The 24,883-nt window shown below is 70.2% G+C and carries 21 protein-coding genes; 10 read left to right on the forward strand and 11 right to left on the reverse strand.

Going from position 1 to position 24,883, the window contains the following annotated elements; genetic code table 11:
- Positions 1-27 precede the first annotated feature (27 nt).
- From ABIE45_RS03395 to ABIE45_RS03420, 6 genes are all read left to right on the forward strand, one after another.
- Positions 28-1,560, forward strand: coding sequence for an ABC transporter substrate-binding protein (locus tag ABIE45_RS03395; protein ID WP_192710652.1), 1,533 nt, complete (start codon positions 28-30; stop codon positions 1,558-1,560).
- A gap of 191 nt (positions 1,561-1,751) precedes the next feature.
- Entirely contained in the window at positions 1,752-2,669 is a 918-nt protein-coding gene (locus ABIE45_RS03400) for an ABC transporter permease (protein WP_192710651.1), read from the forward strand.
- Positions 2,670-2,683: 14 nt separating this feature from the next.
- Positions 2,684-3,619, forward strand: coding sequence for an ABC transporter permease (locus tag ABIE45_RS03405; protein WP_192710650.1), 936 nt, complete (start codon positions 2,684-2,686; stop codon positions 3,617-3,619).
- Between the two features lie 216 nt (positions 3,620-3,835).
- Positions 3,836-5,257, forward strand: coding sequence for a M20 family metallopeptidase (locus ABIE45_RS03410; protein ID WP_192710649.1), 1,422 nt, complete (start codon positions 3,836-3,838; stop codon positions 5,255-5,257).
- A gap of 4 nt (positions 5,258-5,261) precedes the next feature.
- Positions 5,262-6,866: an ABC transporter ATP-binding protein gene (locus ABIE45_RS03415; protein WP_192710648.1), complete on the forward strand. Its 1,605-nt coding sequence runs from the start codon at positions 5,262-5,264 to the stop codon at positions 6,864-6,866.
- 193 nt (positions 6,867-7,059) lie between these two features.
- Positions 7,060-7,401: a hypothetical protein gene (locus ABIE45_RS03420; protein ID WP_192710647.1), complete on the forward strand. Its 342-nt coding sequence runs from the start codon at positions 7,060-7,062 to the stop codon at positions 7,399-7,401.
- Here ABIE45_RS03420 and ABIE45_RS03425 read toward each other — a convergent pair.
- The 4 genes from ABIE45_RS03425 to ABIE45_RS03440 all read right to left on the reverse strand — a co-directional run bounded on the left by ABIE45_RS03425 (position 7,374) and on the right by ABIE45_RS03440 (position 11,347).
- Positions 7,374-7,823 carry a MucR family transcriptional regulator gene (locus tag ABIE45_RS03425; protein ID WP_373622144.1) on the reverse strand — a complete coding sequence of 150 codons (450 nt, stop codon included), beginning with the start codon at positions 7,821-7,823 and terminating at the stop codon, positions 7,374-7,376. The genes ABIE45_RS03420 and ABIE45_RS03425 overlap by 28 nt on opposite strands.
- A gap of 268 nt (positions 7,824-8,091) precedes the next feature.
- Positions 8,092-9,180: a putative sulfate exporter family transporter gene (locus tag ABIE45_RS03430; RefSeq protein ID WP_192710645.1), complete on the reverse strand. Its 1,089-nt coding sequence runs from the start codon at positions 9,178-9,180 to the stop codon at positions 8,092-8,094.
- A 483-nt stretch (positions 9,181-9,663) separates the two neighbouring features.
- Positions 9,664-10,584: an ABC transporter permease gene (locus tag ABIE45_RS03435; protein ID WP_192710644.1), complete on the reverse strand. Its 921-nt coding sequence runs from the start codon at positions 10,582-10,584 to the stop codon at positions 9,664-9,666.
- Positions 10,577-11,347 (reverse strand): ABC transporter ATP-binding protein, encoded by a 771-nt coding sequence (locus tag ABIE45_RS03440; protein WP_091782280.1) that lies wholly within the window; start codon positions 11,345-11,347, stop codon positions 10,577-10,579. Before ABIE45_RS03440 ends, ABIE45_RS03435 begins: the two co-directional genes overlap by 8 nt.
- Positions 11,348-11,805: 458 nt before the next feature.
- Here ABIE45_RS03440 and ABIE45_RS03445 point away from each other — a divergent pair, with 458 nt between their 5' ends.
- Entirely contained in the window at positions 11,806-13,497 is a 1,692-nt protein-coding gene (locus ABIE45_RS03445) for a methyl-accepting chemotaxis protein (protein ID WP_192710643.1), read from the forward strand.
- A 24-nt stretch (positions 13,498-13,521) separates the two neighbouring features.
- Here the strand turns inward: ABIE45_RS03445 and ABIE45_RS03450 are convergent, their stop codons facing one another.
- The 7 genes from ABIE45_RS03450 to ABIE45_RS03480 all read right to left on the reverse strand — a co-directional run bounded on the left by ABIE45_RS03450 (position 13,522) and on the right by ABIE45_RS03480 (position 22,206).
- Positions 13,522-14,661 carry an amidohydrolase/deacetylase family metallohydrolase gene (locus ABIE45_RS03450; RefSeq protein WP_192710642.1) on the reverse strand — a complete coding sequence of 380 codons (1,140 nt, stop codon included), beginning with the start codon at positions 14,659-14,661 and terminating at the stop codon, positions 13,522-13,524.
- 156 nt (positions 14,662-14,817) lie between these two features.
- On the reverse strand, positions 14,818-15,834 hold the full coding sequence (locus ABIE45_RS03455) for an oligopeptide/dipeptide ABC transporter ATP-binding protein (RefSeq protein ID WP_192710641.1): 1,017 nt from the start codon (positions 15,832-15,834) through the stop codon (positions 14,818-14,820).
- On the reverse strand, positions 15,831-16,844 hold the full coding sequence (locus ABIE45_RS03460) for an ABC transporter ATP-binding protein (RefSeq protein ID WP_192710640.1): 1,014 nt from the start codon (positions 16,842-16,844) through the stop codon (positions 15,831-15,833). Before ABIE45_RS03460 ends, ABIE45_RS03455 begins: the two co-directional genes overlap by 4 nt.
- Before the next feature lie 13 nt (positions 16,845-16,857).
- On the reverse strand, positions 16,858-17,832 hold the full coding sequence (locus ABIE45_RS03465; protein ID WP_192710639.1) for an ABC transporter permease: 975 nt from the start codon (positions 17,830-17,832) through the stop codon (positions 16,858-16,860).
- The gene (locus ABIE45_RS03470; RefSeq protein ID WP_091782462.1) at positions 17,829-18,770 is read right to left on the reverse strand and encodes an ABC transporter permease; all 942 of its coding nucleotides are present in this window, start codon (positions 18,768-18,770) and stop codon (positions 17,829-17,831) included. The genes ABIE45_RS03465 and ABIE45_RS03470 overlap by 4 nt, the downstream gene beginning before the upstream one ends.
- A gap of 15 nt (positions 18,771-18,785) precedes the next feature.
- Positions 18,786-20,372, reverse strand: coding sequence for an ABC transporter substrate-binding protein (locus ABIE45_RS03475; RefSeq protein ID WP_192710638.1), 1,587 nt, complete (start codon positions 20,370-20,372; stop codon positions 18,786-18,788).
- 556 nt (positions 20,373-20,928) lie between these two features.
- Entirely contained in the window at positions 20,929-22,206 is a 1,278-nt protein-coding gene (locus ABIE45_RS03480) for a polyhydroxyalkanoate depolymerase (protein ID WP_192710637.1), read from the reverse strand.
- Between the two features lie 273 nt (positions 22,207-22,479).
- On the opposite strand from ABIE45_RS03480, the gene ABIE45_RS03485 reads away from it, so the two are divergent.
- The 3 genes from ABIE45_RS03485 (at position 22,480) to ABIE45_RS03495 (ending at position 24,868) form a co-directional block, all read left to right on the forward strand.
- Positions 22,480-23,871 (forward strand): ActS/PrrB/RegB family redox-sensitive histidine kinase, encoded by a 1,392-nt coding sequence (locus tag ABIE45_RS03485; protein WP_192710636.1) that lies wholly within the window; start codon positions 22,480-22,482, stop codon positions 23,869-23,871.
- A 46-nt stretch (positions 23,872-23,917) separates the two neighbouring features.
- Positions 23,918-24,517, forward strand: a complete 600-nt coding sequence (locus tag ABIE45_RS03490) for an ActR/PrrA/RegA family redox response regulator transcription factor (RefSeq protein ID WP_373622147.1) — start codon at positions 23,918-23,920, stop codon at positions 24,515-24,517.
- A 105-nt stretch (positions 24,518-24,622) separates the two neighbouring features.
- On the forward strand, positions 24,623-24,868 hold the full coding sequence (locus ABIE45_RS03495; protein ID WP_192710635.1) for a hypothetical protein: 246 nt from the start codon (positions 24,623-24,625) through the stop codon (positions 24,866-24,868).
- The last annotated feature ends 15 nt before the right edge of the window (positions 24,869-24,883 follow it).

A 24,883-nucleotide genomic window follows, 5' to 3' on the forward strand; every position in this document is an offset into this window, starting at 1 on the left:
CCTGTCCGCCGCGCCGTCGGAGCCTGCATGCCGCTACGGACTCTCACCCGGGCCGCGACCTTCGCCGCCTCATTCGCCGCTCTGATCGCCGCGCACCCGGCGCTCGCCGGCAAGGCGGACGACACGCTGGTCTACGCCTCCGACAGCGAACCCGAGAACGTCAGCCCGTATCACAACAGCGCCCGCGAGGGCGTGATCCTGGCCCGGAACTGCTGGGATACGCTGCTGTACCGGGACCCCAAGGACGGCACCTACAAGCCGATGCTGGCGACCGCCTGGACCTGGAAGGACGACACGACGCTCGATCTCACGATCCGCGAGGGCGTGGTCTTCCACAACGGCGACCCGCTGGGTCCCGAGGACGTGGCCTTCACGTTCAACTACGTGCTGACGCCGGAGGCCCGCACGGTCACCCGCCAGAACGTCGACTGGATGAAGTCGGTGGAGGTCACCGGCCCGCACACGGTCCGCATCCACCTCAAGGCGCCGTTCCCGGCCGCGCTCGAATACCTCGCCGGCCCGACCCCGATCTTCCCGGCGAACTACTTCAAGAAGGTCGGCCTCGACGGCTTCGCCAAGGCGCCGGTCGGCAGCGGCCCGTACCGGATCACCAAGGTCGACAGCGGCCGCGGCGTCAGCATGGAACGCTTCGACAAGTACTGGGCGGAGAGCCCGCTTGGGAAACCGAAGATCGGCAAGCTGCAGTTCCGCGTCATCCCGGACGGCGAGAGCCGGATGGCCGAGCTGATGACCGGCGGCGTCGACTGGATCTGGCGGGTGCCGAGCGACCAGGCCGAGCAGCTGCGCGCCGCCCCGAACATTACGGTGCTGAACTCCGAGACGATGCGGGTCGGCTTCCTGCAATTCGACACGCTGGGCCGCGCCAAGGAGAACTCGCCGCTCAAGGACGTGCGCGTCCGGCAGGCGATCTCCTACGCCATCGACCGCAAGGCGATGGTCGACAACCTCGTGCGCGGCGCCTCGCGAGTGATGAACGCGCTGTGCTTCGTCGACCAGTTCGGCTGCACCGACCAGGGCGTGCCGCGTTATGCCTACGACCCCGCCAAGGCCAAGGCCCTGCTCAAGGAAGCCGGTTACCCGAACGGCTTCGAGATCGATCTCGGCGCCTATCGCGAGCGGGACTACGCCGAGGCGGTGATCGGCTATCTCGGTGCCGTCGGCATCAAGGCGCGGCTGAACTACCTGCGCTACGCGGCGTTCCGCGACGCGCTGCGGGCCGGAAAGACCTCGATCGGCTACCAGACCTGGGGGTCGTTCTCGGTTCTCGACGTCTCGGCCTTCGACGGGGTGTATTTCCGCGGCGGCGAGGAGGATCTGACCAAGGATCCGCAGGTGATCGCCGACCTCCAGAAGGGCGACGGCTCGACCGATCCGGAGACGCGCAAGGCCGCCTACGCCAAAGCGCTCCAGCGGATCGCCGCGGAGGCCTACGCCCTGCCGATGTTCTCCTACTCGACCAACTACGCCTTCACGTCGGACCTCAACTTCACCGCCCAGCCCGACGAGGTGGCGCGCTTCTACGCGGCGTCGTGGAAGTGAGGACGGCCGCGAAGGCGCGACGCCTTTCCCCTCCACCTTGCGGGGAGGGGTCAGGGGTGGGGGTGGCGCAGACGGCACCGCACCGCTCGATTCTGCGCCACCCCCACCTCCGGCTCTTCCCCACAGGGGGGAGGAGAGGACGCTTCGTCCTGATCGGGCGCGATCGTGATCGCCAGAAAGGAGCCTGAGCCATGCTGGCCTTCACGGTCCGGCGCGTGCTGGTCGCCCTGGCGGTAGCCTTCACGGTCTCGGTGGCGAGCTTCCTGCTCCTCCACCTCTCGGGCGACCTCGCCACGGCCATCGCCGGCCCGGAGGCCACCGGGCCGCAGATCGCGCAGATCCGCCAGGAGTACGGCCTGGACCAGCCGCTGCTGACCCAGTTCCTCACCTGGGGCTGGCGGGCTCTGCACCTCGATTTCGGCAACTCCTTCTATTTCCGCGAGAGCGTGATCGACCTGCTGGCCGCCCGCCTGCCGATCACCCTCTATCTCGGCATCATCGCGCTCGCCGTCGCCCTGTTCGTGGCGATCCCGCTCGGCGTCGTCGCCGCCGTGAAGCGGGACACGTGGATCGACCGGACGGCGCTCGCCGTCTCGGTGCTCGGCCAGGCGATGCCGAGCTTCTGGTTCGGCCTGACGCTGATCCTGATCTTCTCCGTGAATCTCCGCTGGCTGCCGGTCTCGGGCAATGCCACGTGGAAGAACTTCGTCCTGCCCGCGGTGGCGCTCGGCTACTACGCGATGCCCGCGGTGATGCGCCTCACCCGCAACGGCATGCTGGAGGTGCTGGCCTCCGACTACGTCCGCACCGCCCGCGCCAAGGGGCTGCCGCCCCGGAAGATCCTGGTGCGGCACGCGCTGCGCAACGCCGTGATCCCGGTGATCGCCCTCGCGGCGGTGCAGTTCGGCTTCATGCTCGGCGGCTCGATCGTGATCGAGGCGGTGTTCTCGCTCCAGGGGCTCGGGCAGCTCGCCTGGGAATCCATCGCCCGCAACGACTTCCCGGTCGTCCAGGCGATCGTGCTGGTGCTCGCCATGATCTACATCGGCCTGACGCTGGCGGCCGACCTGCTGAACGCCTTCCTCGATCCGCGCCTGCGCCAATCGTGAGGATGGAGCCTGCCATGAGCCTCCCCCCCGACACGGCGGCGCTCGCCGCCCCCGTCCTGCCCCCGGACGCGCCGATCGCCCTGGCGTCGGTCCCCTCCCCCACCCGCCTGATCCTGCGGCGTGGCCTGCGCCACACCGGTTTCCTGATCGGCGCCGGGATCCTCGGGCTGATCGTGCTGGCGGCTCTGGCCGCTCCGCTCATCGCGCCGCACGACCCCTACGCGCAGGACGTGTCCCGCCGCCTGATCCCGCCGGTCTGGCAGGCCAAGGGCTCCTGGGAGCACGTGCTCGGCACCGACAAGCTCGGCCGCGATTACCTGAGCCGCCTGCTCTACGGCGGCCAGATCTCGCTCCTGATCGGGATCTCGGCCGCGCTGATCTCCGGGCTGATCGGCACGACGCTCGGCCTCTGCGCCGGCTATTTCGGCGGCTGGGTCGACTCGGTGGTGAGCTACATCGTGACCACGCGGCTTGCCATGCCGGTGGTGCTGGTGGCGCTCGCCATGGCGGCGCTGGTCGGCGGCTCGCTCAAGGTGGTGGTGCTGGTGCTGGGCTTCCTGCTCTGGGACCGCTTCGCCGTGGTGACCCGGGCCGCGACCCAGCAGATCCGCAACCAGGATTTCGTCTCGGCCGCCCGCGCCGCCGGGCTGACCGACCTGCGGATCATCCGCCAGGAGATCCTGCCCAACATCATGAACGCGCTGATCGTCGTGGCGACCCTGGAGATGGCCCACGCGATCCTGCTGGAGGCCGCCCTGTCTTTCCTCGGGCTCGGCGTGCAGCCGCCCCTGCCCTCCTGGGGCCTGATGATCGCCGAGGGCAAGCAGTACATGTTCTTCCAGCCCTGGGTGATCACCATCCCGGGCGTGGCGCTCCTCCTGCTCGTGCTGGCGATCAATCTTCTGGGGGATGGCTTGCGCGACATCACGGCGCCCGAGGCGCGCCACTGATGTCGCTCCACTCCGTCATTCCGGGGCTCGCCGGGGGCGAGAGCCCGGAATCCAGAGCCGCCCCGGCCGATCGCACAGGCGATCCGGCTCCGCGTCATCCTGTTGCCTCCGCGGCTCTGGATCCCGGGCTCCGCTGCGCGGCCCCGGGATAACAGGATTGGAGCTGACGCCCCTGATGCCCGTCCTCACAAAACACCCGTCCACCGAGATCACACTATGACGCGAGACGCCGCCATCGCGCGCGCCACTGACAGCTTCGATTCGGGCGCGTTCCTCGCGCTCCTGCGGGAGGCCGTGGCGATGCCCACCGAGAGCCAGGCCCCCGGCCAGGGGGCGGCGCTCCGCGCCTATCTCGACGCCTTCATCGCGCCGCTCGTCGCCCGCCTCGGCTTCGAGACCCCGAAAATCTTCCCGAACCCCGATGAGGTGCACGGCCCCTTCCTGATCGCCGAGCGTCACGAGGGCGCGGACCTGCCGACCGTGCTGATCTACGGCCACGGCGATACGGTGCGGGGTTATCCCGAGCAGTGGCGCGAGGGCCTCGGCCCCTGGGAGATCGTGGTCGAAGGCGACCGCTGGTACGGCCGGGGCACCGCCGACAACAAGGGCCAGCACGTCCTCAATCTCGCCGCCCTGGAGCAGGTGATCGCGGCCCGCGAGGGCCGTCTCGGCTTCAACGTCAAGCTGCTGATCGAGATGGGCGAGGAATCGGGCTCCCCGGGCCTGCGGCCGTTCTGCCGGGAGCAGGCCGAGGCCCTGCGCTCCGACGTGCTGATCGCCTCGGACGGCCCCCGCCTCAACGGCGAGCGCCCGACCCTCTTCCTGGGCTCCCGCGGCGCCTACAATTTCGAACTCAGCCTCAACCTGCGCGAGGGCCCGCACCATTCCGGCAACTGGGGCGGGCTGCTGCGCAACCCCGGCACGGTGCTCGCCTCGGCGATCGCCTCGATGGTCGATGCCCGCGGCGCCATCCTGGTAGACGCCCTGCGGCCGCCGCCGATCCCGGAAGGGGTGCGCGCGGCGCTCGCCGACATCCGCGTCGGCGAGGACCCGACCGCGCCCAAGATCGATTCCGACTGGGGCGAGCCGGGCCTCACCCCGGCCGAGCGGGTCTTCGCCTGGAACACCCTCGAGGTCCTGGCCTTCAAGACCGGCGACCCGGACGGGCCGCTCAACGCCGTGCCGCCCCACGCCAAGGCGACCCTGCAGCTGCGCTTCGTGGTCGGCACTGACTGGCAGAACCTCATCCAGAACGTGCGCGCCCATCTCGACGCGCACGGCTTCCCGATGATCGAGGTGAGGCCGGCCCGCGCCGCGGAGGTGTTCCAGGCGACGCGGCTGCCGGTCGAGGATCCCTGGGTCGAGTGGGCCCTAGAGTCGATCGAGGCGAGCTCCGGCAAGAAGCCGGCGCTGCTGCCCAATCTCGGCGGCTCGCTGCCGAACGACGCCTTCTCGGAAATCCTGGGATTGCCGACCCTCTGGGTGCCGCATTCCTACCCGGCCTGCCGCCAGCACGGGCCCGACGAGCACATGCTCGCCTCCGGCACCCGCGAGGGCCTGGCGATCATGGCCGGCCTGTTCTGGGATCTGGGCCGAGACGGGCCCGACATCCTCCGCCGCCGCAAAGCGAGGGCCTGACACGATGAGCGAGCCGGTCGTCCGCATCCGCGATCTGACGATCGCGCTCCCCAAGGGCGCCGACCGCCCGCACGCGGTCGAGGGCCTGAACCTCGACCTCGAGGCCGGGAAGATCCTGTGCGTGGTCGGGGAATCGGGCTCGGGCAAGTCGATGAGCGCCTACGCGCTCACCGGCCTCCTGCCCCGGGCGCTGAAGCCGACGGCCGGCACGATCCTATTCGAGGGCCGGGACCTCCTGACCCTCGACGAGCCCGCATGGCGCCGCTTGCGCGGCCGGCGCATCGCCATGGTGTTCCAGGAGCCGATGACGGCCCTGAACCCGGTGATGCGGATCGGCGACCAGATCGCCGAGATGTTCGAGGCGCACAACCTGCTCACCCGCAGCGAGCGCTGGGCCCGGGCGGTGGCGCTGGCCACCGAGGTCGGCCTGCCCAACCCCGAGGAGGCGGTGCGGGCCTACCCGCACCAGCTCTCCGGCGGCCAGCGGCAGCGGGCGATGATCGCCATGGCGCTGGCGCTGGAGCCCTCGGTGCTGGTCGCCGACGAGCCGACCACGGCGCTCGACGTCACCACCCAGGCCCAGATCCTCCGGCTGATCCGCGACCTGCAGCAGAAGCGCGGGATGAGCGTCCTGTTCATCACCCACGATTTCGGCGTGGTGGCGGAGATCGCCGACCACGTGGCGGTGCTCCAGCGCGGCCGGCTCGTGGAATCCGGCACCGCCGAAGCCGTCCTGCGCAATCCGCAGGCGCCCTACACCAAAGCCTTGCTCGCCGCCGTCCCGAGCCTGACGCCGCCGCCGCGCGCGCCCGTGGAAGCGGCCCCGGTCGCCCTCTCGGTGACCGGGCTGTCCAAGACCTATTCCGGGCGCTCCGGCCTGTTCGGCAAGCCGCGGGTCGTGGCGGCGGTCAGGCAAGTCTCCTTCGACGTCCGCCGCGGCGAGACATTGGGGATCGTGGGCGAATCCGGCTCCGGTAAATCGACCACCGCGCGGCTGGCGATCCGCCTGATCGAGCCCGACGGCGGAACGGTCCGACTGGGGGATCTCGACTACACGGCTCTCGGGAAGGCGGCCTTGCGCGACAAGCGCAGCCGCATCCAGATGATCTTCCAGGACCCGTTCGCGTCTCTCAACCCGCGGCGTACCGTGGAGCAGATCATCACGGCGGGGCCGATCGCCCACGGGGTCCCGGCCGCCGAGGCGCGGGCGCGGGCCCGGAGCCTCCTCGACCTCGTCGGCCTCGATCCGAAGGCCGCCGCCCGTTACCCGAACGCCTTCTCCGGCGGGCAGCGCCAGCGCATCGGTATCGCGCGGGCGCTCGCCATGGAGCCGGACGTGCTGGTGGCGGACGAAGCGGTCTCGGCGCTGGACGTCTCGGTTCAGCGGCAGGTGTTGGACCTGCTGGAGGACCTGAAGCAGCGCCTGTCGCTGGCGATGCTGTTCATCACCCATGACCTGCGGGTGGCCGCCACGATCTGCGACCGGATCGCCGTGATGCACCGGGGCGCCGTCGTGGAGATGCGCGGGACCGCCGACCTGTTCGCGGCGCCGGAGCACGCCTACACGCGCAGCCTGCTGGCCGCCGTGCCGGGCGCGCGCGCATCCTGAGCCGCCGCGGCCCGGATCAGGGCCGATCTGGGACGCAGAGACAAGTTTTTTGGACGGAGTCGCCCTACCCGGTTGCGCACAACCGGGTAGGATGAGGGGGTAGTGTCGAGGGTTGAGCACCCCGGCGGATCCACGGCCAAACCCGCTGCCCGTCCCCCGCTCGCGCCTCGAACGCGGACGGGGGTTTTTCAGCGTGTCGACCTCAGACAAGCCCGATGACGTCCAGCCGGCCCGCCAGCGCCTGGAGCCGCTGCTCCGGCGCGGGAAGCGGGCCGAGCGCTGGATCGGTTCCGGCCAGCGCAAGTCGCCCGCCGCGAACAGGGCCGACGACAGCGCCGCTGAAGCCCTGAGCGGCCGCGTCATCAAATTGCGCTGGGCCGACACGTTCGGCCGGCCGGCGCGTCCCGATCCCGCCAGGTGGGGCCAGCCCGATCCGGTCTCCGCACAGGTGCTGCTGTTCCAGAGCCCCGCGGACGGGAGCGACCGGACGCGGCGCGGTGCCGCCGATCAGCCGTTCGTGCCGGTCCCGCGCTGACGGGCCCGCCCGCCGGGCACGCCGAGACCGATGGCCTTCGCGAGCGCTGAACGCTGGGCGGCGTAGCCCGGCGCGGTCATCGGGTAATCCTCCGGCAGACCGTAGCGCTCGCGGTAGCGCTCCGGGGTCAGGCCGTGGGCGTTGAGGTGACGCTTCAGCGTCTTGTAGGATCGGCCGTCGATGAAGCTGACGATCCCGTCCTCCTGGACCGACTTGCGGATCTGCGCGGGCGTCGGCTGCTCGATTGCGGGAATCGCTTCAGCGTGCGGCGTTCCGGTGAGGGCCGCCAGGGTCCCGTGCACGCTCGCCATCAGCTCGGGCAGCGCGGCCGGCGGAACGGAATTGTTCGAGACGTAAGCCGCAACGATCTCACCGACCAGCGTGACGAGCTTGATGGAGCGCTCGGGATTTTTTTCGGGCACTGCGCGAGTCCACTTGAAGATTTCGACGATGACGCTGCGGGCTCCAAAAGCAGAAACCCCTGAAGTGTCAAGATGGTCCTGGCAGTTTGTCGGTTGCGGAAAGCGCATTTTGGTGCGGGACGACCGAACCCGGCCCCCGGACGGAGCCGGTCACCTGCATGGGAGCGCCGATCCCCGGGTGTTTACAGCCGGGATCTGCGCGGCCGGACGGAAATACGGCATCGCGGCATGAGCGCCGGGCCCCGGTCGGTCCGGAGACCCGGCGGGGTCACCCGATGCCGAGGCCGCGGATCAGCGCAAGGCTGAGGACGATCAGGACCGCCAGCGAGGCGGTCACCGCCAGGGTGACCCGGCCGCCGACCCGGGCGAGGATGCGCACGTCGACCCCGAGGCCGAGCGCGGCCATCGACAGGACCGTGAGCACCCCGGCGAGCTGCGTCAGGGGCTTCACCGCCGCATCCGGGATGAGGCCCGACGAGCGCAGGGTCGCCAGGGCCAGGAAGCCGAGGATGAACCACGGGACCAGCTTGGTGAGCCCGGGCCGGCTCGGGGCCGGCGGGGCGCCTGCCACCCGCGGCAGGCGGGGCGCGATCAGCGAGAATGCTACCACCACCGGGCCGAGCATCAGGACGCGCACGAGCTTCACCAGGGTGCCGATCTGGGTCGACAGCAGGCTCACCGGTACGGTGGCGGCCAGCACCTGCGGCACGGCGTAGACGGTCAGCCCTGCCAGCACCCCGTACTGGCTGTCGTTCATGCCGGCGAGCGGGACGAACAGCGGCAGCCCGAGCACCATCAGGACGCCGAGCACCGCCGTGAACGCGATGGCGGCGGCGATGTCTCTCGGCTCCGCGCCGATGACGGGCGCCACCGCGGCGATGGCCGAGTTGCCGCAGATGGCGTTGCCGCAGGCCACCAGGATCGCCATCCGGGCCGGCAGGCCGAGCGCCCGGCAGATCGCCACGCTGGCGGCGATGCCGAGCACCACGGTGGCGACGATGCCGGCGAGCAGGGCCGGGCCGGAGGCGAGGATCGCCCCGAGGCTGAGGGAGGCGCCGAGCAGCACGACGGCGACCTCGAGGAGCTGCTTGGCCGAGAAGGCGATGCCGGTCCGGAACCGGGCATGGGGCGTCCAGGCGGTCCGCACCGCGATGCCGATCAGGATCGCCAGGACCAGGGCCTCGACATAGGGATGGCCCGCGACGCGCTCCTCCAGCGCCTGCGCGGCCATCGCCACGGCGGTGATCGCCGCGCACAGGCCTATTCCGGGCAGGACCGAGGCGGCAGGACTCGACTGGCTGCCCCCGCCGGAGAGGGCGACAGGCGGGGCGTTGCGGGAGGGGGCGTCAGGACTCACAGGACAGGGCTCCGGGGCGTCCCAGAGGGTATAGGAAGAAAACGGCTGCCGCACGAGACAATAGGAGATGTTTTATCTCTAATGTGCCGCTTTTGTAGACTATGTCACCCTAAACCCTCCTGAATGTCCAGGAGACCTGATGCCCATGGGTCTCCGTGGGCGACAGGAGCGCCGATCTCGCCGTCCTCTGTGGGCGAAGGTGACACACCTTGCGCTTTTCACCGTCAGGGCGGATCGCTCAATCCTCCTCTGTGAAGACACAACGTAGCCGCCTCACCTGTCATTCCGGGGCCGCGCAGCGGAGCCCGGAATCCAGACCCGCCGACGTGTCAGGATCTGGCACTCTCAGCGGTTCTGGATTCCGGGCTCGCCTGCGGCGCCCCGGAATGACGGCGTCGATCGTCAACACGCAGAGGAAAGCTCCAAACTGTTCGGCCTTACGGCTCTGCGTTGCGCGCGTGTCGCACCCCGGACCGCCTTCCCTCAGGCCTGCATGCCCCAGCGCTGAACCGTGCGCCGCTCGATCGTCTGGAAGATCAGGTTCTCGACGACGAGGCCGATCAGGATGACGGTGAGCAGCCCGGCGAACACGTTCGGGATGTCGAGCATGTTCTTGTTCTCGAAGATGAACCAGCCGAGCCCGCCCGCTCCCGAAGAGACACCGAAGACCAGCTCGGCCGCGATCAAGGTGCGCCACGCGAACGCCCAGCCGACCTTCAGGCCGGTGAGGATCGACGGGAAGGCCGCCGGGATCAGGATCTTGCCGATCAGCCGCGGACCGGACAGCCCGTAATTGCGGCCGACCATCTTCAGCGTCCGGCTCACCGACAGGAAGCCCGAATGGGTGTTCAGCGCGATCGCCCAGGTCACCGAGTGGACGAGGACGAAGATCAGGCTGCCGTTGCCCAGGCCGAACCAGATCAGCGCCAGCGGCAGCAGCGCGATCGCCGGCAGCGGATTGAACATCGAGGTCAGCGTCTCGAGGAAGTCGGTCCCGATCCGCGACGCGATGGCGATGCCGGTGAGCGCGGTCGCGAGCGCGACGCCGGCGGCGTAGCCCATCAGCAGGACCTTGAGCGAGGTCCAGGCGCGGGCCGGCAGCGTGCCGTCCGCGACGCCGCGGACAAACGCCTCCACGGTGGCCGAGAAGGTCGGGAACAGGAGATCGTTGTCGAGGTAGCGCCCGTAGGCCTCCCAGATCCCGGCCAGGACGAGCAGGATCACGATCTTGCGCAGCCACGCCTGGTTGTAGAGCCGCTCGGCAACCGACAGGGGCTTCTCCACCACCGTGGCGCCGTGGGCGTGGCCGGTCTCGCGCACGATCTCGGGACGGCTCGACTCCGCGGCGGACGGGCGCGCGGGTGCGGCGCGCGGCAGGTCGGTCAGGACGGGCGCGCTAGACATTCTCCGCCTCCTCGATCTCTTCCGAGAACAGCATCTGCTGGATCCGGTTCTCCAGCCCCATCGCGGCCTCCGGCGAGTCCGCGCTGTTGAGCTCCGCCTTCACCTCGCCGGGATGGGGCGAGAGCAGCAGGATGCGCGAGCCGACCTTGATCGCCTCCGGGATCGAGTGGGTGACGAACAGCACGGTGAAGCGCGTGCCCTCCCACAGCATCAGCAGCTCGTCCTGCATGCGCCGCCGGGTCAGGGCGTCGAGCGCCGCGAAGGGCTCGTCCATCAGCAGGATGTCGGGCTCCATCGCCATGCCGCGGGCGATGGCGACGCGCTGCTTCATGCCGCCCGAGAGGGTGTGCGGGTAGCTGTCGGCGAACTTCGTGAGATTGACCTTGTCGATGTAGAGGTTGGCCCGCTCCAGGGCCGCGCGGCCTTTCAGCCGGCCGGAGGCTTCGAGGGCGAAGACCACGTTCTGCCGAACCGTCTTCCAGGGCAGGAGCTGGTCGAATTCCTGGAACACCATCATCCGGTCGGGGCCGGGCTCGGTCACGGGCCGGCCCTTGAGCCGGATCTCGCCCTCGGTAGGGGCCATGTAGCCGCCCACCGCCTTGAGCAGGGTCGACTTCCCGCAGCCCGAAGGCCCGAGCAGCACGAACCGGTCTCCGGGCCAGACCCGGAAGCTCACCCGGTAGGTGGCCGTGACGAGGTGATCGGGCGTCTTGTAGCGGAGCGTGACGCCGTCGACTTCTAGCAGGGGCTGACCCGTGTCCATCCATCCTCCCTGGCGCCGCGGCTTGGGCCGCGTTTCGCTGACGGCCGGAGATGGTCCGGCCCTCACAAAAACGTGTATCGGTCGTCATCCGAGCCTGTAAAGGCGGACCCGCTCCGGAATCCGGAGCGGACGGCCCGTGTGTCAGGGCCGCACGGCGGGAATCCGATGGCCCTGTACGGCCGGGAACGTCGGGCCGGTCGGCCGAGGCGCGTACCATGAAGTCTTGGCTGAGACGACTTGGGCGAGACGACTTGTCTGAGACGACTTGGCTGAGCCAGCCCGCGCGCAAGATCCGGAGGCCCAATGGAACGGATCCGCGCAATGTTCGGCCGCAGCGTGGCCTGTCCAGCAACGTCGACACGCAGGGGTTCCTTAATTAATATCTCGCACTTCTGGCTCCGCCAGGTCTAAACGCGGCCTGACCGGTCTAGACCGAGAGCAATTTTCGGGGTCTCTCAATGCGATTTCAGTTGTCCATCAAGGCGGCCCTGATCGGAGCTTTCGGGTGCCTTGCCCTCATCGCGGCAGGACAGGGCACACTCTCCCTGATCAAGCTTTCGGGTATCCGTTTCTCTGTGAACGAGGTCACAAAGAATTGGCTTCCATCAGTATTGATATTGGGGACGATACAGAACGACGTTGCCGATATTCGCGTCAAACAATTTCGCATGCTCACATACAACGCCACGCCGGAGCAGCGGGCCGACAACCAGAAGCTTCAGGCGACGGCCATGGCCAAGCTCGCGGCGGACCGGGCCCTGTACGAGCCGATGATCGCCTCGCCCGAGGAGCGGGCCCTGTGGGCGACGTTCGGCGCGCTGTGGACGCAGTACGAGGCCTCCAACCGCACGATGACCCAGCTCCTTGAGCAGGGCCAGCCGGCGGAGGCGCTGGCGCTCATCGGCGGCCGCGATCAGCTCGACATGTACAACCGCATGCGCGAGGCCCTGGCGGCGGACGCGGAACTGAACAACCGCAGCGCGCACCAGGAATCCAGCTCCGCCCTGGCGCAGGCCGATGCCGCCATGATCGCCGCCTACGTGGCGGTGGCGTTCGCGGTGGCGGCGGCGCTCGCGGCCTCCCTGTTCGGGATGTCGCGGGTGTCCCGCCCGATCACGGTCATCACCCAGGCCATGGCGGTCCTGGCTCGCGGCGACGCGGCCGCCGCAGTGCCGTACCGGGACCGCCGGGACGAGATCGGCGCGATGGCCGCCGCCGTTCAGGTGTTCAAGGACAACCTGATCCGCACCCGGCAGCTCGAGGCCGAGACCGCCGAGGCACGCCTCGCCGCGGAGGAGCAGCGCAGGAGCGGCATGCACCAGATGGCCGACAGCTTCGAGCGGGCGGTCGGCAGCATCATCGGCCTGGTCTCGTCCTCGGCCACCGAGCTGCAGGCCACCGCCGGGTCGATGTCGGCCATGGCGGCCCAGACCTCGGCCCAGTCCACGACCGTGGCGGCCGCGGCCGAGGAGGCGGCCTCGAACGTCAACACGGTCGCGGCCGCCGCCGAGGAGCTGGGGAGTTCCGTGCAGGAGATCGGCCGGCAGGTGGACGGCTCGGCGGAGCTCGCCCGGCGGGCCGTGGGCGAGGTCGACCGGACCGGCGCGCTGGTGCAGGAGCTGAGCACGGCCGTCACCCGCATCGGCGACGTGGTCGGCCTGATCTCGTCCATCGCCGGGCAGACGAACCTTCTGGCGCTCAACGCCACGATCGAGGCGGCCCGCGCGGGTGCTGCGGGGCGGGGCTTTGCGGTGGTGGCGTCCGAGGTGAAGGCCCTGGCCGAGCAGACCGCCAAGGCGACCGAGGAGATCTCCGGGCAGATCGCGCGGGTTCAGGATTCGACCGGTCAGGCAGTCACGGCGATCGGTGCGATCACCGGGCGGATCCAGGAGATCAGCGGTGTGGCGACCACGATCGCCGCAGCCGTGGAGGAGCAGGGCGCGGCGACCCAGGAGATCGTCCGCAACGTCACCCAGGCGGCGCAGGGCACCGGCGCGGTGACCAGCACCATCACCGGGGTGGCGGGCGCGGCCGAGGAGACCGGGGCTGCGGCGAGCCAGGTTCTGGGCGCGGCCTCCGAGCTGTCGCGCCAGTCCGAGCACCTGTCCGCCGAGGTCGGCCGCTTCCTGGCGACGGTCCGGGCCGCGTGAGGCTCCGGCCGTCCGGCACCCGGCTCAGGCCGGGTGCCACCACCGGCCCTTCAGCACCACGCCCTCGGCGGTGATCCGCTGGGCGCCCTCCATGTGCTCGCCGCGGGTGTCGACGTAGTCGAAGGCGCCGTCCCGCACCGCCAGCACGGTGGCGTCACCGAGCGCCCCGACCTTCAGGGTCCCGTACTCCATCCGCTTCAGCGCCACGGCGGCGTTCACCGTCGAGGCGGCGATCACGTCGGTGAGGCTCATGCCAAGGCAGAGCATCTTGGACATGGTGGTGACCTGATCGAAGGCCGGTCCCTCGATGCAGAGCTGGTGCACGTCGGACGAGATCGTGTCCGGCAGGAAGCCGCCGGCCAGCATGGCCCGCGCCGTCTTGAAGGCGAACGAGCCCTTGCCGTGGCCGATGTCGAACAGCACGCCCCGCGCCCGCGCCTCGCGGAGCGCCGGCTTCACGGCACCCTGGGCCGTGATGGGAGAGTTCGGGAACGGCCGGAACGCGTGGGTCAGCACGTCGCCGGGGCGCAGCATCGCCAGGACCTGCTCGTAGCTCGGCGGCGGCTCGTCGATATGGGCCATCAGCGGCAGGCCGGTTTCTTCTGCGACCTGCAGGGCGATGTCGAGGGGCGCGGTGCCCTGGTCGCCCGAGGCGTGGCGCCCGACCCGGACCTTGATGCCGACGATCACGTCCCGGTTGGCCTCGGCGACCTCGACCGCCTCCCGGGGCGCCATCAGCCGCGGATCCTCACTCTCGCCGACCATGATGGTCTTCGAGAAACCGAAGATGCCCGCAAAGGAGACGTGCAGGTAGGCGAGAATCCGCGCCTGCGACTGCTCGATCACGTGGCTGCGGAAGCCCGCGAAGTTGCCGGGCCCGGCGCTGCCGGTATCGACCGAGGTGGTCACCCCCGAGGTCCGGCAGAATGCGTCGGCGTCGATGCCGAGGGAGGTGCCGCCCCAGTAGACATGGGTGTGCAGGTCGATCAGGCCCGGCGTGACGATGGCGCCTTCCATGTCGCGCACCTGCGTGCCCGGGCCGGCCGGAAGGTCGCGGCCGAAGCCCGAGACCCGGCCGTCCGCGAAGGCGACATCGCAGATCCCGTCGTGGTTCTGCGACGGGTCGATGACCCGCGCGCCCTTCAGGATGAGGTCGTGCTGCACGAGAGACTCCGGATGTTGGTCGCGCGGTGGGGATGGATGGGCCCGCCTCGCCTCCGTCTTTGCGAGCGCAGCGAAGCAATCCAGCGGCGCCACACCCGCGGACGTTGCGCTGCCCTGGGTCGCTTCGCTGCGCTCGCGATGACGGCACAGGCTCCGTCAGGCCGCCCGGGCGGGGGCGGCCACGTCGTTGAGGTGGCAGGCGGCGAAGTGGCCGGCGCCGACCGGGTCGAGGCCCGGCACCTCGGTCCGGCAGCGATCGAAGGCGTGCGGGCAGCGGGTGTGGAAGCGGCAGCCCGACGGCGGGTTGATCGGGCTCGGCACGTCGCCCTTGAGCACGATCCGGGTGCGTCCGGCCCCGGGCTCGGGGATCGGCACCGCCGAGAGCAGGGCCTGGGTGTAGGGGTGCTTGGGCGCCAGGAACAGGTCGCGGCGCGGGCCGATCTCGACGATCTTGCCGAGATACATCACGGCCACGCGGTGGGTCATGTGCTCGACGATGGCGAGGTCGTGCGAGATGAACAGCATCGCGAGGTCGAGCTCGCGCTGCAGGTCGCGCAGCAGGTTGACGATCTGCGCCTTCACCGAGACGTCGAGGGCCGAGACGGCCTCGTCGCAGATGATCAGGTCCGGCTCGGCGGCGAGCGCCCGGGCGATGCCGATCCGCTGGCGCTGGCCGCCCGAGAACTCGTGCGGGTACCGGCCGAGCGCCTCCCGCGGCAGGCCGACCCGCTCCATCAGGCTGGCGAGCCGGCTCTCCAGGTCGGCGGCGTTGTGGGCCAGCCCGAAATTGCGGATCGGCTCGGCCAGGATCGCCCGGACCCGCATTCGCGGGTTCAGCGACGAGAACGGATCCTGGAACACCATCTGGATGTGGCGCCGCAGGGGCCGGAGCGTTCCGGCCGAGAGGTCGTCGATGCGCCGCCCGTCGAGCACCACCTGTCCGGCGGTGGGCGCGTAGAGGCGCATCAGCGCCTTGGCGACGGTGGACTTGCCGCAGCCGGATTCGCCGACGAGCGACAGCGTCTCGCCGCGGGCCACCGTGAAGGACAGGCCGTCGACCGCCTTCAGCACGCGCTTGGACTGGCCGAACAGGCCGCCGCCGAGGGCGAAGTGCTTCTTGAGGTCGTTGACCTCCAGCAGGGTGCGACCGGCGGGTGCGGGCGTGGCGCTCATGCCGCGAGGGCGTCCTTCGGCGCGTAGTGGCAGGCGGCGAGATGGCCCGGCGCCTTCGGCTCCAGGGCCGGCGCGTAGGCGCGGCACAGGTCGGTCACGTCCGGGCAGCGCCCGGCGAAGACGCAGCCCTCGATCCGACCCTTCAGGCTCGGCACCATGCCGGGGATCTCGGCGAGCCGCGCGTCGGCGCCGTGCTCGACGGCGCCGAGCTTCGGCACCGCCCCCATCAGGCCGCGGGTGTAGGGGTGGCGCGGTGACCGGAACAGGTCGCGGACCGGCGCCTCCTCGACCTTGCGGCCGGCATACATCACCACCACCCGGTCGGCGACCTCGGCGACCACGCCGAGGTCGTGGGTGATCAGCATGATCGCGGCCCCCACCCGGGCCTTCAGGTCGCGCATCAGGTCGAGGATCTGGGCCTGGATGGTCACGTCGAGCGCCGTGGTCGGCTCGTCGGCGATGAGGAGCTTCGGCGAGCAGGCGAGCGCGATGGCGATCATCACCCGCTGGCGCATGCCGCCGGAGAGCTGGTGCGGGTATTCCCGCACCCGCCGCCGCGGCTCGGGGATGCCCACCAGCGTCAGCATCTCCACGGCCCGCTCCTCGGCCTCGCGGCGGCCGAGCCCCTGGTGCAGGCGCAGGGTCTCGCCGATCTGGCGGCCGACCGTCAGCACCGGGTTCAGCGAGGTCATCGGCTCCTGGAAGATCACGCTGATGTCGTTGCCGCGGATCTTGCGCATGGCGCTGTTCGGCAGGTCGAGGAGGTTTTTTCCTTCGAACTTGATCGCGCCGGCGATGCGGGCCGGCGGCTCGGGAAGGAGCCGCAGGATCGACATCGAGGTCACCGACTTGCCGCAGCCGGACTCGCCCACGATCGCCAGGGTCTCGCCCGACTGGATCGCGAACGAGACCCCGTCCACCGCCCGGTTCACCCCGTCGGGGGTGCTGAAATGGACCTGCAGGTTCTCGATCGACAGGAGGGGGGTGCCGCTCATGCTGCCGGTCCTCATCACACGTGCGGTCTCAGACATCTTTGGCCATGCGGGGATCGAGGGCGTCGCGCAGGCCGTCGCCGACGAGGTTCACGGCGAGCACCGTCATCGAGAGGAAGATGGCCGGGAACAGGATGATGTAGAACTTCACCTGCCAGAGGGCCCGGCCCTCGGCCATGATGTTGCCCCAGGACGGCGTCGAGGGCGGCACGCCCGCGCCGATGAACGACAGGATCGCCTCGGTGATCATCGCGGAGGCGCAGATGTAGGTCGCCTGCACGGTCATGGGCGCCAGGGTGTTGGGCAGGATGTGGCGCCAGATGATCGCCGGCATCCGGGTGCCCGTGGTCACCGCCGCCTCGACGTAGGGCTGCTCGCGGAGCGACAGGACCACGCCGCGCACGAGGCGGGCGACGCGCGGGATCTCCGCGATGGTGATGGCGATGATCACGTTCTGGATCGAGCCGCGGGTGAGCGCCATCAGCGCGACCGCCAGCAGGATCGGCGGGATCGACATCATGCCGTCGACGACCCGCATGACGATCCCGTCGAGCCAGCGCACCATGCCGGAGACGAGCCCGACCGCGAGGCCGGCGATCGAGGCGAGGAACGCCACCGAGAAGCCGACCAGCAGCGAGACCCGGGCGCCGTAGACCACCCGCGAGTAGACGTCGCGGCCGAGCATGTCGGTGCCGAACCAGTATTGCGCGGACGGCACCCGGGTGCGCTTGGCCGGCGCCAGGGCGGTCGGATCGACGGTGCCGAGCCACGGCGCCAGCACGGCCATCAGGAACACGATGAGGAGCAGCACGCCGCCGACCACGATGGTCGGGTTTCGGCGGACATAGGTCCAGATCCGGCCCCGGCGTTTGCGCACCGGGATGACGTCCGGCAGCGGCGCCGCGACCGCGAGACCCGGGGGCGGCGGTGCCTTCGGGGCGGCCTCTGCGGGCGGGAGGCCCGTGGGCCGGGCGCTGTCGGGATAGGGCGCGGCGGTCGCGGTCAATAGCGGATCCTCGGGTCGAGCAAGGTGTAGGACAGGTCGATGGCGAGGTTCACGAGCACGTAGACGAAGCTGAACAGCAGCACGACGCCCTGGATGACCGGGTAATCGCGCCGGAGGATCGCATCGACCGTGAGACGGCCGAGACCGGGGATCGCGAACACCGTCTCGGTCACGACGGCGCCGCCGATCAGCAACGCAATGCCGATGCCGATCACGGTGACGATCGGCACCGCGGCGTTCTTCAGGGCATGGATGAACAGGACCGGCCCCTGCGACAGCCCCTTGGCCCGGGCGGTGCGCACGTAATCCTGCTGCAGCACGTCGAGCATGGTCGCCCGGGTGACCCGGGCGATCAGCGCGATGTAGACGAGGCCGAGCGTCACGGCCGGCAGGATCAGGTTCGACAGCCAGGGCCAGAACCCCTGCTCGATCGGCGTGTAGCCCTGCACGGGCAGCCAGCCGAGTTCGAGGGCGAACACGTAGGCCAGCACGTAGCCGACCACGAAGACCGGCACCGAGAAGCCCATCACGGCGAGCCCCATTACGAGGCGGTCGATCAGGCTGCCGGCCTTCCAGGCGGCGACGACGCCGAGCGGCACCGCCACCACGATGGCGAAGACCAGGGTGACGAGCATCAGCGAGACGGTGGGCTGCACCCGCTGGCCGATCATGGTGGTGACCGGCAGGTTGGTGAAGATCGAGGTGCCGAGATCCCCGTGCAGGATCTGCCAGGACCATTCCCAGAACCGCACCAGGAACGGCCGGTCGAGGCCGAGCGTGGCGCGGATGCGGGCAACGTCGTCGGGCGTCGCCTGGTCGCCCGCGATGATCGCCGCCGGGTCGCCGGGGGCGAAGTAGAGGAGGCTGAAGACGAACAGCCCGACCACCGCCATGACCGGGATGGTGGCGAGGATGCGCCTGCCGATATAGCCGAGCATGGGGCGCCTCCGGTCCTAAGCCTTCGACACGCCCCAGGTGAAGGGGATCGGCCCCTTCACGATGCCGGAGACGTTCTTCCGCCACGCCTGGTAGCCGAGGAAGAAACCGGTCGGGACGTAGACCACGCCCTCGACGGCGGCGGCGTTGACCTTGTCGATGGCGGCCTTCTCGGCGGCCGGGTCGGCGGCGTCGAACCACTCGGCGATGGCGGTCTCGACCGGCGGGATGTTCGGCCAGCCGAACCACGCCTTGTCGCCGCTGGCGCGCACCGCCGGATAGCCCGCCGGGTTGATGGTGTCGGCGCCCGCGTGCCAGGTGTGGAACATGTTCCAGCCGCCCTGGGATGGCGGCGCCTTGGAGGTCCGCCGGGTCCCGGTGGTGCCCCAGTCAGTAGCGATGAAGTCGACGTTGAAGCCCATCTGCTTCAGGAGGTCGGCGGTGATGTCGCCCTGCGCCTTGGTGATCCCCTGGTCCTGCGCCACGACGCAGACCACCGGCTCGCCCTTGTAGCCGGCTTCCTTGAGCAGCTTCTTGCCGAGCGCGATGTCGCCCTTGCCGACATTGGCGCCGCCGGCCTCGCTGTAGAGCGGCGTTCCCGGCGTGAAGAAGCCCGGCAGCTTCTTCCACAGGCTGTCGTCGTCGCCGACGATCGCCCGCATGTAATCCTCCTGGCTCATTGCGGTCATGACCGCCTGCCGGATCTTCGGGTTGTCGAAGGGCGGGTGCAGGTGGTTCATCCGGAACGACCCGACATTGCCCAGCGGGTCGGCGATGTCGACGTTGAGGTTGGCGTTCTTGCGCAGCAGCGGCACGAGGTCGGAGATCGGGTTCTCCCACCAGTCGACCTCGCCGTTCTGCAGGGCCGCCGACGCGGTGGCGGCGTCCGGCATGATCACCCACTCGACCCGGTCGACCAGCATGCGCTTGCCGCCCGCGAGCCAGGAATTCGGTTCGTCGCGGGGCTTGTAGTCGGCGAAGGTCTCAAACACCGCCCGGGCGCCCGGCACCCACTCGTTGCGGACGAACTTCATCGGGCCCGAGCCGACATACTCGGTGATCTGCGTGAACGGGTCGGTCTTGGCGATCCGCTCCGGCATTATCAGCGCCATCGGGGCGTTGGTCTTGCCGAGCGCGTAGAGAAGCTTCGGGAACGGCTTCTTCAGGCGCCAGCGGAAGGTCCGGTCGTCGGTCGCCGCCAGCTCGTCCTGGATGCCCCGGATCATCTGGCCGATCGGGTCCCGGGCCATCCAGCGGGTGAGGCTCGCCACCACGTCCTTGGCCAGCACGGGCTCGCCGTCGTGCCACTTGAGGCCGGGGCGCAGCCGGAAGGTCCAGGTCAGCTTGTCGCCCGAGACCTCCTCGGATTCGACCATCTGACGCTGCGGGTTCAGCTGGTCATCGACGCCGTACAGCATGTCCCAGACGAGGGTGCCGGCGTTGCGCACCACGTACTGCGTGCCCCAGATCGGATCGAAATTGGCGAGGTTGGCCTGGGGGACGAAGCGCAGCACCTTGGCGCCCTGGGCGAGCGCCGGGCGTGCGATCTGCGGTGCGGCCAGCCCGAGCGCGGCCGAGCCCTTCAGGAACGTCCTGCGGTCCATCGTCTTCTCCCTGGCGGTGCGGGTCTCAAGCACTGATCGCCGGCCCACACCTTGTGGGCGAGTTTGAACGGTTCTGACGCGGGGGCGCAATGGCCCGGCGTGACAACGGGGCCCGGGCACGCGCCGGCCCGGCCGCCGACCGCGCGGCGGCGACAGGATGGGCGTCGGTGGTCTCGGTGCGGATCGGGCTCACGGACAGCGTCTCGCAAGCCCCGCGCCAGCCAGGCCGGGAGTGCGTTATGTATTCAAATTGGCGGGGGATTTGTCCGGGCACGGATGAGGGCCTAGCGCCTGCGCGGCTGCAGCCCCGATCCCGTCCGTTCACGGGTCCGACGGCGCGGAACGGTCTCCGGCCCGGGACGGGAAACGCGCGGTCCGGCTCCCGGAGCACGCCGACCGAAGCCGCTCCGCCCGTCATCCCGGAGCCGCGCAGCGGAGCCCGGGATCCAGAACCGCCGACGTGCCGGATCCTGTCACCGACAGGACGTCTGCATTGCCCGCCTCCGGATCCGGGCTCGCCTGCGGCGCCCCGGAATGGCGGTGCGGATCGGGCGCCTCAGCCGACCTGGCGCAGATGCCCGCCGCGCGCGCCGGGCACCGCCTGCATGGCGCGGATGAAGGCGGCGATGCGCGGGGCGATCACCGCGCGGTAGCGGGAGCCGTTGAACACGCCGTAATGGCCGACGCCGGCCTGGAGGTGGTAGGCCTTGCGCGCCTCGGGCAGGTTCGGCGTCAGGTCGAGGGCCGCCTTGGTCTGGCCGACGCCAGAGATGTCGTCGTTCTCGCCCTCGACCGCGAGGATCGCGCAGCGGCGGATCGCCCCGAGATCGACCGGCACGCCGCGATGCCGCATCTGCCCCTTCGGCAGGGCGTGATCGACGAACACGGTCTGGACGGTCTGGAGATAGTACTCGGCGGTGAGGTCCATCACCGCGAGGTACTCGTCGTAGAACTCCCGGTGCTTCTCGGCCGAGTCGCCGTCGCCCGTGACCAGATGGTCGAACATGTCCGAATGGGCGGTGACGTGACGGTCGAGATTCATCGCCATGAAGCCCGACAGCTGCAGGAAGCCCGGATAGACCTGGCGCCAGGCCCCCGGATAGATCGGCGGCACGAGACTGATCGTGTTCTTCTCGAACCACGCCTGCCCGCGCTCCTGCGCGAGGCAGTTCACCGCGGTGGGCGAGCGGCGCGTGTCGATCGGGCCGCCCATCAGGGTCATCGAGACCGGCACGGCGGGCTCGTCGGCCGCCTCCATCAGCGCCACCGCGGCGAAGACCGGCACCGCCGGCTGGCAGACGGCCATGACGTGCAGGTCCGGCCCGAGGACCGCGAACATCTCCTGCAGGTAGTCGATGTAATCGTCGAGATCGAACCGGCCGGCGACGACCGGCACCATCCGGGCGTCGGTCCAGTCGGTGATGAACACCCGGTGGTTCGGCAGCATCGCCTCCACGGTGCCGCGCAGCAGCGTCGCGTAATGCCCCGACATCGGCGCGACGATCAGCAACTTCGGCTGCGGCTCGGCCGGGGCGGCCGGGAAGGCGCGGTCGAAGGCGATCAGGCGGCAGAACGGCCGCTCCCAGACCACCCGCTCGGTGACCGGAACCGCCGCGCCGTCCACGACCGTCTCGGTGAATCCGAAGGCGGGCTTGCCGTACTGGCGGGTGACGCGCTCGAACATCTCGCAGCCGGCGCTGACCGCGCGGGCATAGGGTCCGTAGGCCAGGGGATTGCCGGGCATCTGCAGCCCGTAGCGCGTGAGGTCCGCGGCGACCCGGGCCGGCGCCATCAGGGCGCGGGCACCCTCGTACATCGAGTAGGCCAGGAGCATCGTTACCTCGCGGTCTCGGGCCCGGCCGCAGGCGTCCAGCCTTGCGGCTCGGAAGGCGGGAACCCGGATCGTCAGGATAATGTTCCAGCCTGAACGATTATGGAACATCCTTGAGCCGGGCGGACTTGCCCGTCACGACGCCAGCCCGCGACAATTCGGCCGGCCCGCCATGCTGGGACGGATTGCCGGACTCCCCGCTTCCGCGCCATGCGGTAGGACTCCGCGCGCCAACCGCACCGGAACCGCCGGTCCGGCGCCGCACCGAAACAGCGCATGCCCGACACCGACCTCAGCGGCCTCGGCCGCGACGCCCGACACCTGCGGCTCGACACCTTCGTCCGCCTCCGCTGGCTCGCCATCACCGGCCAGAGCGCGGCGGTCGTGGGGGCGCAGTTCGGCCTCGGCCTGCCGCTGCCGTTCGGCTGGTGCTTCCTGGTGATCGCCGCCTCGTCCTGGCTGAACCTCGCCCTGCGGATCCGATTCCCGGCGAGCTACCGGCTCAGCGACGATTCCGCGGCGCTGCTGCTGGCCTTCGACATCGTCCAGCTCGCGGCCCTGCTGTTCCTCACCGGCGGCCTGCAGAACCCGTTCTCGCTGCTGTTCCTCGCTCCGGTGCTGATTTCCGCGACCGCCCTGCCGCCGGAGCGGACGCTGGCGCTCGGCCTGCTGGCGGTGGGACTCGCGACCCTGCTGGCCCTGGTCCACCGGCCCCTGCCCTGGTTCGCGGATGGGCGGATCGAGCTGCCGTTCCTCTACGTCTCCGGCGTCTGGACCGCGATCCTGCTCGGCACCGCCTTCACGGGCGTCTACGCGTGGCGCGTGGCCGAGGAGACCCGGCTCCTCGCCCAGGCGCTGGCCGCCACCGAGCTGGTGCTGGCCCGCGAGCAGCACCTGTCGCAGCTCGACGGGCTGGCGGCCGCGGCTGCCCACGAATTGGGCACGCCGCTGGGCACCATCATGGTGGTGACCAAGGAGCTGATCCGCCAGCTCGGGCCCACCGCCTCCCCGGCGGTCGCGGAGGACCTGAATCTCCTGCGCGAGCAGGTCGATCGCTGCCGGGGCATCCTCGGCAAGCTCACCTCCCTCGACGGGGACGGGGCCGGCGCCGGCTTCCTGGAGACGGTCACGTTCAGCCACCTCGTGGAGGAGCTGGTCGCCCCGCAGCGGGCGCTCGGCGCCGGGCTCGACGTCAGCAGCGCCGGCGACGGCCCGGAGCCGGCCTGCCGCCGCAACCCCGGCGTGATGTTCGGCCTCGCCAACATCCTCGACAACGCCGTCGACTTCGCCGAGGCCCGGGTCTCCGTGGAGGGGCGCTGGTCGGCCGAGCGGGTCTGGATCGAGATCCGCGACGACGGGCCGGGCTTCTCCAGCGAGGTGCTGCTGCGGGCGGGCGAGCCCTACGTGACGACCCGCAGCCACGACCGGCCGCAATCCGGCGAGACCGTGGGCGCGGGGCTCGGCCTCGGGCTGTTCATCGCCAAGACCCTGATCGAGCGCTCGGGCGCCCAGCTTGCCCTGATGAACGTCGCGGCGCCGGACGCGCACGGGGCGGTCGTGCGGGTCTCCTGGGCCCGTCACATCTTCGAGCGCGGAGCGGTGCCGCGGCATTCTCCGGAACTCAATATCCGCCCCCCCCTGCCACCGCGCGATGTCGTCCCTATATGAGGGACAGACCAAGAACCCGACGACGAAAACTCGAAAGGAGTGCCGGATGCTTACGCAGCCCGGGACCTCGGTGGCGACCGACGCTGCCGTGATCAACGATGCCGATCCGCTGGCCGCCTTCTCCGACCGCAGCCTGCTGATCGTCGACGACGACAAGCCCTTCTCGACGCGCCTCGCCCGCGCGATGGAGAGCCGCGGCTACCACGTGCAGGTGGCCGACAGCGTCGCCGACGGCGTCTCGGCCGTTGAGGCGCGGGCTCCGGCCTTCGCGGTGATCGACATGCGCCTCGGCGACGGCAACGGCCTCGACGTGATCGCCCGCCTCAAGGAGCGCCGCCCGGAAGCGCGCGGCGTGATCCTGACCGGCTACGGCAACATCGCCACCGCGGTGACCGCCGTGAAGCTCGGCGCCTTCGACTACCTCGCCAAGCCCGCGGACGCGGACGAGATCCACGGCACGCTGATGGCGCAGCCGGGCGAGCGGGCCGACCCGCCCGAGAACCCGATGTCGGCGGACCGGGTGCGGTGGGAGCATATCCAGCGCGTCTACGAGCTGTGCAGCCGCAACGTCAGCGAGACCGCCCGGCGCCTGAACATGCACCGGCGGACACTGCAGCGGATCCTGGCCAAACGCGCGCCGCGCTGAGCGACGTTTCGCACACTCGGTTGCGTCGGCCGGCCTGTGTGGGCTAGCTGCACGGGTCTCGGGCGGTTCCGTCCGGGACCCGGACTGTTTTTGAGGGGGGATTTCGTGAACGGGCGCAACGCCATCACCATCGTGAGCATGATGGTCCTCGTGGGCACCGAGGTGTTCGCCGTGGCGATCGCGGCCGGCTGGGCCGTCGCCGGCATCTTCGATCTCGGCGACCGGATCGGCCATGTCCTGATGGGGATCTTCAGTCTGTTCGCGGCCTGGATCATGGTCCAGCTGTGGCGCCGGGCGACCAGCATCGAGCCGCTGAGAAGCGGTGCGTCGGCGCCCCGTCGACCGGCCTGAGGCCCTCGGAACATG

Source organism: Methylobacterium sp. OAE515, assembly GCF_041806315.1.
GTDB classification, from domain to species: domain Bacteria; phylum Pseudomonadota; class Alphaproteobacteria; order Rhizobiales; family Beijerinckiaceae; genus Methylobacterium; species Methylobacterium tardum.